The sequence below is a fragment of the Micromonospora sp. NPDC047753 genome, from assembly GCF_040642735.1.
Taxonomy (GTDB): domain Bacteria; phylum Actinomycetota; class Actinomycetes; order Mycobacteriales; family Micromonosporaceae; genus Micromonospora.
Genome location: NZ_JBEYSL010000181.1, coordinates 1 through 12,170 on the forward strand (window position 1 = coordinate 1; position 12,170 = coordinate 12,170).

General features: G+C 73.0%; 11 protein-coding genes. 3 read left to right on the top strand and 8 right to left on the bottom strand.

Going from position 1 to position 12,170, the window contains the following annotated elements; all coding sequences use genetic code 11:
• On the bottom strand, positions 1–740 hold a 740-nt coding region (gene cobC / locus ABZ749_RS17085), incomplete at its 3' end, for an Rv2231c family pyridoxal phosphate-dependent protein CobC (RefSeq protein WP_357228716.1).
• A 121-nt stretch (positions 741–861) separates the two neighbouring features.
• Between cobC and ABZ749_RS17090 the strand changes: the two genes are divergently transcribed.
• A complete protein-coding gene (locus ABZ749_RS17090; RefSeq protein WP_357202362.1) occupies positions 862–2,991 on the top strand; it encodes a transglycosylase domain-containing protein in 2,130 nt (709 codons plus the stop codon).
• A gap of 78 nt (positions 2,992–3,069) precedes the next feature.
• Here the strand turns inward: ABZ749_RS17090 and ABZ749_RS17095 are convergent, their stop codons facing one another.
• Positions 3,070–3,639 (bottom strand): GNAT family protein, encoded by a 570-nt coding sequence (locus ABZ749_RS17095; protein ID WP_357228718.1) that lies wholly within the window; start codon positions 3,637–3,639, stop codon positions 3,070–3,072.
• Positions 3,636–5,039: a cobyrinate a,c-diamide synthase gene (locus tag ABZ749_RS17100; protein WP_357228721.1), complete on the bottom strand. Its 1,404-nt coding sequence runs from the start codon at positions 5,037–5,039 to the stop codon at positions 3,636–3,638. The genes ABZ749_RS17095 and ABZ749_RS17100 overlap by 4 nt, the downstream gene beginning before the upstream one ends.
• A gap of 205 nt (positions 5,040–5,244) precedes the next feature.
• Between ABZ749_RS17100 and ABZ749_RS17105 the strand changes: the two genes are divergently transcribed.
• Positions 5,245–6,066, top strand: a complete 822-nt coding sequence (locus ABZ749_RS17105; protein WP_357228723.1) for an SURF1 family protein — start codon at positions 5,245–5,247, stop codon at positions 6,064–6,066.
• A gap of 10 nt (positions 6,067–6,076) precedes the next feature.
• Here the strand turns inward: ABZ749_RS17105 and ABZ749_RS17110 are convergent, their stop codons facing one another.
• The 5 genes from ABZ749_RS17110 to ABZ749_RS17130 form a co-directional block, all read right to left on the bottom strand.
• Positions 6,077–7,669 carry an ATP-dependent DNA ligase gene (locus ABZ749_RS17110; RefSeq protein WP_357228725.1) on the bottom strand — a complete coding sequence of 531 codons (1,593 nt, stop codon included), beginning with the start codon at positions 7,667–7,669 and terminating at the stop codon, positions 6,077–6,079.
• 91 nt (positions 7,670–7,760) lie between these two features.
• Positions 7,761–7,967, bottom strand: coding sequence for a hypothetical protein (locus ABZ749_RS17115; RefSeq protein ID WP_030333429.1), 207 nt, complete (start codon positions 7,965–7,967; stop codon positions 7,761–7,763).
• Between the two features lie 77 nt (positions 7,968–8,044).
• Positions 8,045–9,388 carry a dipeptidase gene (locus ABZ749_RS17120; RefSeq protein WP_357228731.1) on the bottom strand — a complete coding sequence of 448 codons (1,344 nt, stop codon included), beginning with the start codon at positions 9,386–9,388 and terminating at the stop codon, positions 8,045–8,047.
• A gap of 36 nt (positions 9,389–9,424) precedes the next feature.
• Positions 9,425–10,570: a M48 family metallopeptidase gene (locus ABZ749_RS17125; RefSeq protein WP_357202977.1), complete on the bottom strand. Its 1,146-nt coding sequence runs from the start codon at positions 10,568–10,570 to the stop codon at positions 9,425–9,427.
• 67 nt (positions 10,571–10,637) lie between these two features.
• On the bottom strand, positions 10,638–11,426 hold the full coding sequence (locus ABZ749_RS17130; RefSeq protein WP_357228728.1) for a hypothetical protein: 789 nt from the start codon (positions 11,424–11,426) through the stop codon (positions 10,638–10,640).
• A 137-nt stretch (positions 11,427–11,563) separates the two neighbouring features.
• Here ABZ749_RS17130 and ABZ749_RS17135 point away from each other — a divergent pair, with 137 nt between their 5' ends.
• Positions 11,564–11,965, top strand: coding sequence for a rhodanese-like domain-containing protein (locus ABZ749_RS17135; RefSeq protein WP_355009007.1), 402 nt, complete (start codon positions 11,564–11,566; stop codon positions 11,963–11,965).
• Positions 11,966–12,170: the final 205 nt, after the last annotated feature.

Consider the following 12,170-nt stretch of genomic DNA (forward strand, 5'->3'; position numbering starts at 1 on the left):
GCCCAGAGCGGTTGGACGGCGGCCAGCCGGGACAGCAGCTCCGGCGCGCCGAGCAGGTAGCCGATCCGCAGCCCGGCCAGGCCCCACGTCTTGGTGAGGCTGCGCACCACGAGCAGCCCGGGCAGGTCGCGGCGTTCGGCCAGCGACTCCGGTTCGCCGGGGTGCCCTGAGGCGATGGTGGTGTCCGCGAACGCCTCGTCGACCACCAGCACCCGGCCGGGGCGGGCCAGCGCGGCCACCGCCTCGGCCGGGTGTAGCACCGAGGTCGGGTTCGTCGGGTTGCCGATCATCACGAGGTCGGCGTCGGCGGGCACCCGGGACGGGTCGAGCCGGAAGTCGTCGGCGGCGTCGAGCAGCACCCGCTCGACCGGATGTCCGGCGGCCCGCAGCGCCGCCTCCGGCTCGGTGAACTGAGGGTGCACCACCACGGGGCGGCGCACGCCGCGCAGCGCCTGAGCGATCAGCACGAACCCCTCGGCGGCGCCGGCGGTGAGCAGCACCTCGTTCGGGTGACGGCGGTGTCGGGCGGCGACCGCCGCCCGGGCCGGCGCCGGGTCCGGATAGCGGGCCAGGTCGGTCAGGGTCGCGGCGATCGGGTCGGCCAGCCAGGCGGGCGGCCGCGCCCGACGGACGTTGACAGCGAGGTCGATCAGACCGGCGGTCGCCTCCGCGTCGCCGTGGTGGGCGAGGTCCGGCTCGACCCCGGCGGGTGGGGCGACAGCGCTCGGCTGATCAGACATGTCCGCGATCCTGCCGGGAAGGTGGCCGGTGGGACAGCCGATCCCGACGTAAGCCGCGTCACCACTCGCCGGTTTAAGAGTTCTTCTCATGTGCGAATCGGAAATGTCATAACTTGACCAGGTGAGCAACCGACCCCTTGCTGCCGCTGGTCGTCTCGTCCCTCTCCTCCGCGCCGGACTGATCGCCGGAATCGTGATCGCCGCCGTCGCCTACCCGGTCGTCGCCCTCACCGGGCTCGGCGCGAAGGCCACCGCGCACGCCGTGGACCAGAAGACCCGGGTGCTGAAGACCGCCCTGCCCGCCGAGACCTCGTACGTGTACGGCCCGGACGGCAAGACCGTGCTGACGATGTTCTACGAGGAGTACCGGCAGTACACGAAGCTGTCGGACATGTCGCCGAACATCCAGCAGGCGATCATCGCCGCCGAGGACTCCCGCTTCTACCAGCACCACGGCGTCGACCCGAAGGGCGTGGCCCGGGCCTTCGTCTCCAACGCCCGCTCCGGCGGCTCCCAGGGCGCCTCGACACTGACCATGCAGTACGTCCGGATGGCCCTACGGGACAGCGCGACCACGCCCAAGGAGGTCCAGGAAGCCACCCAGCAGACCAGCCTGCGCAAGGTCAAGGAAATGCGGATGGCGCTGGACCTGGAGAAGGAGATCAGCAAGGAAGAAATCATGGAGCGCTACCTGAACTCGGCGTACTTCGGGCACCGCGCGTACGGCATCTACGCCGCCAGCGAGATCTTCTTCTCCAAGACCCCGAAGGACCTCACCCCGGTCGAGGCCGCCACCCTCGCCGGACTGGTCAAGTCCCCCTCGGAGTACGACCCGGCCGACTCCGACCAGAAGGAGGCCACCGGGCGGCGCAACTACGTGCTGGACCGGATGAGCCAACTCGGCTACCTCTCCCCCGACTCGGCCACCGCCGCCAAGTCCGAACCGATCCGGCTCAAGCTGACCACCCCACCGCACGACTGCGCCGCCGTGGCGGAGAAGTACAACAGCTGGGGCTTCGCCTGCGACTACCTGAAGAACTGGTGGAGCGCCCAGCCCGCGTTCGGGGCGAACCGGCTGGAACGGATGGACAACCTGCGCCGGGGCGGCTACCGCATCGTGCTCAGCATCGACCCGAAGATCCAGGAGGCCGCGGAGAAGAACGTCGGCACCAAGGAGGCCACGGGCAGCCCGTTCGCCAACGGAATCGTGGTCTCCGAGCCGGGCACCGGGCGGGTGAAAGCCATGGCGGTGAACCGGACGTACTCGCTGGACCTGGCCGAGAACCCGCAGAGCTCCAACCCGGAGGCCGGGCCGAACGTGAAGGCCAACTACCCGAACACTGTGGCACCGCTGCTCGGCGGCGGTGACCTGGCCGGCTACCAGGCCGGATCGACGTTCAAGATGTTCCCGATGCTGGCCGCGCTCGACGCGGGCATGACCCTCTCCACCTCGTTCAACGCCCCATACCGCTACCGCTCCGAGGTCTACGACGGCTGGGCGCCCTCCAACGCCAGCGGCGCCATGTCCGGTCAGCAGACCATGTGGTCCGGCTTCGGCAAGTCGGTGAACACGTACTTCGTCTGGCTGGAGGAGAAGGTCGGCGCGGACCGGGCGGTCCGGTTGGCCGAACAGCTCGGGCTGCGGTGGCGCACCGACGTCGACCGGGACCACGCGTCCCCGGACAAGGCGAAGAAGTGGGGTGCGTTCACCCTGGGCGTCTCCGACGCCACCCCGCTGGAGATGGCGAACGCGTACGCCGCCATAGCGGCCGACGGCCGCTACTGCGAGGCCATCCCCGTGCAAGCGATCATGAACCGGGACGGCACGCCCGCCACGTACGCCACAGCGGGCGGTCTGCACCGTGAGGTGGCCAAGCCGCGCTGCCGGCAGGTGGTCAGCGCGGACGCGGCACGGGCGGCCACCGACGCGGCCCGCTGCCCGACCGGCGACACCCCGGCGCGCGGCAGCTGCGGCGGCTGGTCCACCGCCGACAGCGTGCGGGGCACCGTCGGACGCCCGGTGGCCGGCAAGACCGGTACGACCGACAGCACCCGGTCGGCCTGGTTCGTGGGCTACACCCCGGAGTTGGCCGCGGCGAGCTTCATCTCCGACCCGGACAACCCGTTCAACGCGGTCGGTGACGGGCAGTCCCAGATCCCGATCAAGGCGGTTTCGGAGACCCTACGCGACGGTTTGAAGGGCACCCCGACCCGTCAGTTCACCCCACCGTCGGACGCCATCGTCGGCTGACCGGCGCGCGAGTCAGCGCAGGTCGGCGGGGCTCAGCGCAGGTCGGCGGGGCTCAGCGCAGGTCGGCGGGGCTCGGGCTCAGCGCAGGTCGGCGGCGACGAACGACCACAGCTCCAGATCCACCCGGCCGCCGCTGACGAACCCGGCGTTGCGCAGCAGCCCCTCGTAGCTGAACCCGGCCTTCTCGGCGACCCGGCGCGAGGCCAGGTTGCCGGGAGCCACCCGCAGCTCGACCCGCTGGAAGCCGTGCTCCAGGATCAGCGCGATGGCCACCGCGTCGACGGCCTCGGCGGCGAAGCCGAAGCCCCGCGCGTGCGCCGCCATCGCGTAGGAGATCTCGGTGAGGCGGGCGCCCCAGTCGGTGCGCCGGGTCCACAGCGAGCCCACCACCTGGTCGTCCTCCCGCCGGAGCACCGCGTAGTGGTCACCCTCTCCGCTGTCGCGCCGCTGCCGGGCCAGATCGGTGCACCAGGCCAGCCCGTCGATCGGGCCGGAGTCGTCGGGCAGCGGCAGCCAACGCCGGGTGAGCTTGTCGGCGAAGATCTCCCCGGCCGCCGCCGCGTCGGCCGCCCTGAGCTGCCGCACCTCGGTACGCGGGGTGGAGACGGTCAGCGCCGGGAATCGGCGCACCGCCACCTGACCGATCACACCGACACCTCGCCCGGCTGCGCGGGCACCACCTCGCTCGTCGGATCGGCCGCCGCCGCGGCGACCAACCGGGCCGCCGTCGCCGGATGACTCGCCCAGTGCAGCATGAGCTGCGAGGCGTGCACGTTGCGCCAGACGAAGCCCTCGGGCGTGCCGCCGTCCCAGCTCCAGGCCGGGCGCTGACCGGCGCGGGGGGTGAGCACCGCGCGGTGTGCCTTGTGCCCGACCAGCACCGTCCCGGTGGCGGCGACGACACTGTCGGTCTGGGCGGTCGCCTCCCGGTAGCCGGCCACCACCCCGTCACGGCTGACGCCCACCGCGTCCAGGACACCGCACATCGGCAACCCGTCCAGCTCCCGGGCCAGCCAGAGCAGCCCGGCGCCCTCGGCGATCACCGGACGCCCGGTCCGCGCCAACTCGGCCACCGCGATGCAGAGCCGCCGGTTGGCCGACAACTGCTCGGCGTACGCCTCGGGCAGCGCGCCGCCGACGACCAGCGCGCGGGTGCCGACCGGCAGCGCCTCGTCGCGCAGCGGGTCGACGACGACGACCTCGGCGCCGGCGGCCCGGAGCAACTCGGTGGTCTCCGGGTGGCTGAAACTGCCGCCCGGCCCACCGGCCACCGCCACCAGTGGGCGGTTCGCCGGGGGTGTGAACGTGCCGAGGGCCTCCTCGGGAGACCAGGCCGGCGCCGGCAGCGGCGGGGCGGAGCGGGCCAGCCCGAGCAGCCGTTCCAGGTCGACGGTGGCGGCGACGGCCTCGCCCAGCCGGCGGACCGCACGGACGGCGTCGGCCGAACCCTCGACCACCGGGGCCACGCCGTGCCGCCGCGACGGCAGCACCGCCGGCAGGTCCTGTCGACGCAGCGCGCCGTAGACCGGCACCCCCACGTCGTCCAACGCCTCGCGCAGCATGCCCTCGTGCCGCGACGACGCCACCCGGTTGAGGATCACGCCGCCGAGCCACAGCTGCTCGTCGTACGAGCGGAAACCGTGCACCAGGGCCGCCACCGACTGGCCCATCGCGGCCACGTCGACAACGAGCACCACCGGGCTGCGCAGCGCGGCGGCCGCGGCGGCGGTGGACTCCTGCTCGGGACGGCCACCGACCGAGTCGTACAGGCCCATGCTGCCCTGCACCACGGCCAGCCCGGCACCGGCGGCACCGTGCGCCACCAGCGGGGCGAGCCGGTCGAGACCGACCAGTCGGGGGTCGATCACCCGACCCGGCCGGCCGGAGGCGAGACCGAGATAGGCGGCGTCGACGTGGTCCGGCCCGAGCTTGAACCCGGCGACGTCGACCCCTCGCTCGGCCAGGGCGGCTAGCAGCCCGATCGCCAGCGCGTTCTTACCGTGCCCGGAGGACGGCGCGCTGAGCACCAGGCGCGGCACGACGGTCATCATCGACTCCTCGCGAGCGGCGGCGGGTACGCGACGGGACGACCAAGGCCGATCCGTCGGCGTGACGATACCCGCCCGGCTGGAGGCGCGAGCACCGCCAACCGGGGTGCCTGGCCCGGCCCTGGCCGGACGCCCGGTCGCCGGTCCCGGCCCATCCGGCCCGGTCCAGGTCAGTGGCGCCGGTCATACGAGTAGCCTCGGTGCCGTGTACCGGTTCCTGCTGAGCCCACGCTGGCTGGGCGCTCTCGCGCTGACCCTGGTCGCGGCCGCCGTCATGGTGTTCCTCGGCAACTGGCAGCTCGACCGCTACCGGGGGCGCACCGAGGTCAACGAGCGGATCGACGCGGGCCAGCGGATGGCTCCGGTGCCGCTCACCGACGCGCTGCGCGCTCCCGCCGGCGGCGCGGGGACGGCCGGTCCGGCCCCCGCCGAGGACAAGGTCTGGACCCGGGTCACCGTCACCGGCCGGTACGACCCCACGAACACCGTGCTGGTCCGTGGCCGCACGGTGGACAGCCGGGTCGGTTTCGAGGTGCTCACCCCGTTGGTGCTCGCCGACGGCACGGCGGTGCTGGTGGACCGGGGCTGGATCCCGCCGGCGCCCGGCGGGGCGACCGCCCAGCCGTCGGTGCCGGCCGCGCCGACCGGCGACGTGACCGTGGTCGGCCGGGTGCACGAGACCGAGAGCGGCGCCGGCGCTGTGGCCCGACGCGACGGGCTGCTGGAGATCCGGCGGATCGGGGTGTCGCGACTGGCTGGCGAGCTTCCCTACCCGGTCTACGGCGCTTACCTGCTGCTCGACGAACAGACCCCGGCAGCCGATCCGGTGTTCAAGGCGGTGCCGGTGGGGCACGCCAACAACTGGCAGAACTTCGGCTACGTCGTGCAGTGGTGGCTGTTCGCGGTGATGGCGCTCTTCGGCTACGGCTGGGTGGCCCGTCGAGAGGCCCGCCGGGCCGCCGGAATCGGCACCACCCCGGCTCCGCTGGACCGGGCCGCCGAGCCGACGCCGACCGCTTCCGCCTGACCTCGCCCGGTCAGCCGGTGACGCGGCCGGCGTGGATGGCCCGGACCGCGTCGATGGTGTCCGCCTCGGCTGCGGACTTGTCGTCGCGATAGCGGACCACCCGGGCGAACCGCAGCGCCATCCCACCGGGATAGCGCGAACTCGTCTGCACCCCGTCGAAGGCGATCTCCACCACCTGCTCGGGCCGGACCCGGACCACCCAGTCGCCGCGTTCCACGGCGAGGTCGAGGAATCGTTCGGTCTGCCACCGCAGCAGCTCGTCGGTGAGCCCCTTGAACGTCTTGCCGAGCATCACGAAGTCACCGGTGCGCGCGTCACGCGCGCCCAGATGCAGGTTGGACAACCAGCCCTTGCGTCGCCCGCTGCCCCACTCGACGGCGAGCACCACCAGATCGAGGGTGTGCCTCGGTTTCACCTTGACCCAGGCGGCACCGCGCCGGCCGGCGTCGTAGGGGGCGTCCGGCGACTTGACCACAACGCCCTCCTGCCCGGCGTCGAGCGCGGCGGCGAACGCGGCGGCGGCCTGCTCCGGGCCGTCGACCTCCATCCGACCGACAAGCAGCGACGAATCCACCGAGCCGGCGAGGGCGGCCCACCGCTCCCGGCCGGGACTGTCGATCAGATCCTGGCCGTCGAGGTGCAGCAGGTCGAAGAAGTACGGGGTGAGCACCGTGGCGCCCGTGCTGGCAGCCGCCGCGAGCACCGCCGGAGCGACAGGTGTGCGCCCGGTGGTGCTGGGGGTGGTGCGTCGGGCGGCCCGGCTCGACGTCTGCTGGAACGGCAGTGGGCGGCCGGTCTCGTCCAGGCCGATCGCCTCGCCGTCGAGGACCAACTCCCGGCCCGGCAGGGCACGGACCGCGGCGACCACCTCGGGCACCCGGGTGGTGATCTCGTCGAGGCTGCGGGTGAACACGGCGATGTCGGTGCCGGAGCGGTGCACCTGGATGCGGATGCCGTCGAGCTTCACGTCGACCACCGCCGGCGTGCCGGTCGCGGCGAGCGCCTCGTCGACCGAGGGGGCGCTCTGCGCGAGCATCGGCGCCAGCGGGCGGCCGACCTGTAGACCGAAGCCGGCCAACTCGGCGGCCCCTCCGGCCAGCGCGGCCACCGCCACCGCCCGGAGATCACCGGCGAGCAGCAGCGCCCGGCGGACCACCGCCACCGGCACCTCGGCGGCCCGCGCCACCGCGTCCGCGAGGAGGCCGGCCTGGGCACCCTGCCGTAGCTCGCCACTGAACAGGCCGGTGAGCAGCCGCTGCTCGTCTGCCGTCGCCGCCGCGTAGAGGGCGCCGAGCAGCGCCCGACGCCGAGCCTGTGAGCCCGAACCGTGCACCGCGGCGATCTGCGCGATGGCCGCGTCCACGCCGGCGACCGTCAATGTCGGCTCGGCGGCCGGCGGCGGCAGGTCACGCAGGCTCGCGTAGCCGACGCCGGTCTGCCGTTGGCGCAGCTCACCGGCGAGATAGCCGGCGCCGGGCTCGACCTCGCCGGGGTCGAGCCGGCGCAGCGCGTCAGCGAGCAGCTCCACCTTGGCCCGTCGGCCGCTGGTGGCGCCGACGGCGGCGGAGGTGGCTGCCAGATCGAGGAACCGCACGCAGCTCATCCTGCCAGTCACCTCCGACACCGCCCGGGCATTGCCGTGCCCGGGCGGTGTCGGCAGGGTGCCGCCCACTCACTGGACGACGGATCAGGGCCTAGGCGGAGACGGGTTCCTCGATGCGCAACCCTCGGGCGCGGACCTCGCCGGCGACCCGGGAGAGCACCGAGTCGAGGGCGACCAGTGCGGCGGAGAGCTCACCGAGCTGTTCGTTGAGCGTGTCCTCGGACCACGCGGAGACATCGACATCTCCCAGCGCGCTGACAGCGGCCCCCAACCGGGCCATCACCTCGTTCGTACTCATGTACGAAAGGCTATAACAGCTGACCATCCGACACGCCGTAAACTCCCAGATCAGGCCCAAAGTTGCCGTTCTGACACCTAACTGCTCACCGCCGCCACGTTGCGCAGGAGCAGTGCCTCGGCCAGGCAGACCCGGGCGAACTCACCCAGGTGCAGACTCTCGTTCGGGCCGTGCGCGCGGGCGTGTGGGTCCTCCACGCCGGTCACCAGGATCGCCGCCTTCGGGAACATCTCCTGAAAGGTGGCGATGAACGGAATCGAGCCGCCGACGCCGATGTCCACCGGGTCGGTGCCGTCCCAGGCGGTCCGGAAGGCCGAACGGGCGGCGTCGAACATCGGCCCGGACGCGTCGATCACGCACGGGTCACCGTCGTGTTCGAAGGTGACGGTCACCTGCGCACCCCACGGCGCGTGCTGCTCCAGGTGCGCGCGCACCGCCGCGTACGCCCGCTTGGGGTCGTCGCCCGGGGCGAGGCGGATGCTGAGCTTCGCCTTGGCGGCCGGGACCAGGGCGTTCGGTGCCTCACCGGTGGACGGCGCGTCGACACCGAGAATGGCCAGCGCCGGCTTGGTCCAGAGTCGGTCGGTGATCCGGCCGGTGCCGATGAACTGCACGCCCTCGGCGAGCCCGGCCTCGGCCCGGACCCGGTCCTCCGGGTAGTCGACGGTGGCGCCCTCCCGGCCGACCAGGCCGTCCACGGCCACGTCACCGGCGTCGTCGTGCAGCGTCGCCAACAGCCGGACCAGCGCGGTGAGCGCGTCCGGCACGGCGCCGCCGAACATGCCGCTGTGCACCGCGTGGTCCAGCGTGCGCACCTCGACGAAGCAGTTGACGATGCCCCGCAGCGAGGTGGTCAACGCCGGTACGCCGATGTCCCAGTTGCCGGAGTCGGCGATCACGATGACGTCCGAGGTGATCGCGTCGCGGTGCTCGGCCAGCAGTTGCTCCAGCGAGTCGGAGCCGTACTCCTCCTCGCCCTCGATGAAGAGGACCACGCCGACCGGCAGCGCGTCACCGTACGCGCGCAGCGCCGCCACGTGCGCCATGATGCCGGCCTTGTCGTCGGCCGCGCCCCGGGCGTAGAGCCGGCCGTCCCGTTCCACCGGCTCGAACGGGTCGGACTCCCACAGCGACCGGTCGCCGACCGGCTGGACGTCGTGGTGGGCGTAGAGCAGCACGGTGGGCGCGCCGGGCGGGGCGGCCCGACGGCCGATCACCGCCGGCTGGCCGCCGGATCGCACGATGTCGACGTCCAGGCCACAGCCGCGCAGCAGCTCGGCGACCGCCTCGGCGGAGCGCTCCACGTGTGAGTGGTCGAAGCCCTCGAAGGCGATGCCGGGAATGCGGACGAGGCGCTCCAGGTCGGCCCGGACCCCGGGCATCTCCCGCTCGACGGCGGCCCGTACCTCGGACTCGGTCATGATCGGTGAGGTCATGACCGGCATCGTATGCCGGCCTTACCGGGGTGTGCCCGCGGAGCCCGTACCGTCACCGCTGTCCGCGGGGCCGGCTCCGGCCCGCGCGCCCGGGGCGGCCCGCCCGGCGCGGTGTGCGCGGCCCGCCGCCTCGGTGGCGGCGTCCATCCAGGAACGGGCCCGACCGGCGGTGCCGCCCACCCACTCGCCGACGTCGCTCGCGCCGTCGCCGAGCCGGCGCAGCAACCCGACCAGTGGGTCGGTCGACCGGCTGAACTCCTCCCGGTACGACTCGGCAGCCGCCTTGATCTCCTCCGACACGCTTGTCGAGCTGTCGTCCTCGCGGCGCGGATAGTCCCCCGCCAGCACGCGCCCGTACGCCCCGGAGTCGATCCACTGGCGCAGCGACGCCGCCCGCGCCACCGGCACCGGGTGGGTGCTCCACGCGGTCATCCGGATCTTGTGCAGGCTGTCGCGCAGATCGCCGCCACCGGCGTACTCGGCGGCCTGCTCCAGGAAGGCTGTGGTGTCGACCTGGGACAGGTCACCGCCGCCGGCGAGCTTCATCAGAAGCCGCAGCGCGGCGGCCGGGTCCTGCCCGGCGAGCAGGCCGGCCCGGTCGGCGGAGAGCTCCGCCTTGCGCCACCACTCCAGCATCGCCGCGATGATGGCGCGCAGCGCGATCGCGCCCACCGGCAACCAGCTCAGGTTGGCCGCCCACCGGGTGAGGATCATGAGCATGGTCTTGTAGACCGCGTGCCCGCTGCCCACGTGGCCCAACTCGTGGCCGAGCAGGCAGCGCAGTTCGTCCTCGTCGAACTGCTGCACGCAGGCGGAGTTCAGCACGATGAACGGCCGCTCCAGCCCGACCGCCTCGGCGCCCAACCAGGGCGACTGGGTCACGTACAGCTCGGGCAGTTCGGCCACGTCGAGCGCCGCCGCGGCCTCGGTGTAGCGCTGCCACACCGCCGGATACTGACGGTGGTCGACCCGGATGCCGGAGGCCAGCACGGACAGCCGGAAACCCCGCTCGTTCCACATCCCGAAGAACGCCCGCACCACGTCGTCGAAACCGCGCAGCTCCCGCAGCGCGACCAGGGCACCCCGGTCGGCCGGGTGCTCCCAGGCCCGCGAGCTGATGCCGGTGAGGGTGATCCGACGCCGCGCTGGCGCGTCCGCTGCCGTCATGATGGCTCCCCGTTCGCCGTAGCTCTCCGCATCGTGCCGCAGACCGTGGCCCACGTCCATGCCCCGCTCATCGCAGCCGCACGTAGTACCGGTCCGCGTCGTACGGCAGTGTCGGCGCGCCGTCCACCACCAGGTCGGCGTAGGTCGCGGTCTCGTCGAGGGCGAAGTGCGCCCGCTCCCCGTCATGCCAGCGGCGCAGCTCGGGCAGGATCTCCGGCCCGTCCCGGGCGACCGCGCGAGCCAGCCGCAGCGACGCGGGCGCGGTGACGAACACGGCCAGCGTCAGCTCCGGCCGGACGACGGCCCGAGCGGCGCTGACCCCCTCGACCACCAGCACCGGAGCCACCGGAACCGGAACCGGCCGGGGCAGGAAACACCGCCGGACCCAGCTGTACCGCCGGTAGGCACCCGGCTCACCGACACGCAGCGGGGCGAGCACCCCCTCGTCGAGCCGGGGCCAGAAGGTGACCTGGTCGTCCCACCCGTCGAGCAGGTCGTCGGTGTGTACCACCGGCGGTCGGCCGTCGAGCGGCCCCGCCAGGGCGTCCGCGAGCTGCGTGGCGAACCGGCTCTTACCCGCGCCACTCGGCCCGTCGACAGCGACCAGCCGGGTCCGGCCCAACCGCGCCGGGCCCGCGAGCACCCGACGAGCCAGTTCGGCGTACGCCTCGACAACGGCGACTGTCGGTCCGCCGGTTCCCGGGTTCAGCGCAGCCTCCCGTGGTGCATGACCGAAGTATGCCGCCACCGCTGGTGGGCAGGGTGATCGACTCGGTTCGTCGACGTCCCTGTCGGCGGGACCACAGTTGTCGGTGACCGTGTCGATCATGCCGACCGGAGGGCCACTGTGGGTCACCCTGACACGTCCGGCTGACCGCCCCGGTCGGCCACCGTCACGTCCGGGGGAATTGGGGCGGCGACGGGTGACGGGCGGCCCGTTCGCCGCCCGGGGTGCCACCGAATCGGCATGATCGGGTGGTGCTCCGAGACGTGATGAGCCCCGGTATAGACGCCCTACTCGAACAGGCCCGTGCCGGGCTGCACCGACTGACTCCGCAGCAGACCGTCGAGGCGGTCCGCGGCGGCGCGTTGCTGGTCGACACCCGTACCGAACTGCAGCGCCGCGAACAGGGCGACCTGCCGGGCGCGGTCGTCGTCGACCGGACCGTACTGGAGTGGCGCCTCGATCCGGCCAGTGCCTGGCGGATCCCGGAAGCCACCGGGTACGACCGGGAGATCATCCTGGTGTGCCGACAGGGTTACAGCTCCAGCCTGGCCGCCGCCAGCCTGCAGACCCTCGGGCTGCGCCGGGCCACCGACATGATCGGCGGCGTGGACGCCTGGCTCGCCGCCGGCCTGCCCACCACCGACCGTCCCGCCGACATCCGCCCCTGACTCCCCCGACCCCGCCCCTCACGTTCCGTTGCGGGCGGTCGGTCCGCGCAAGATCGTGCTCGATCCGGGAAACAGGCCGCTCCTCGGATGGACGAGGCCCCCACGACGAGCATCGAGCACCCTCCACAGGGGACAGTGCACCGGTCAGGAGGGTGGAGGGCCGGGTGGGATGAAGGGCAGGTCGGCGGGTGGGCCGGCTTCGATG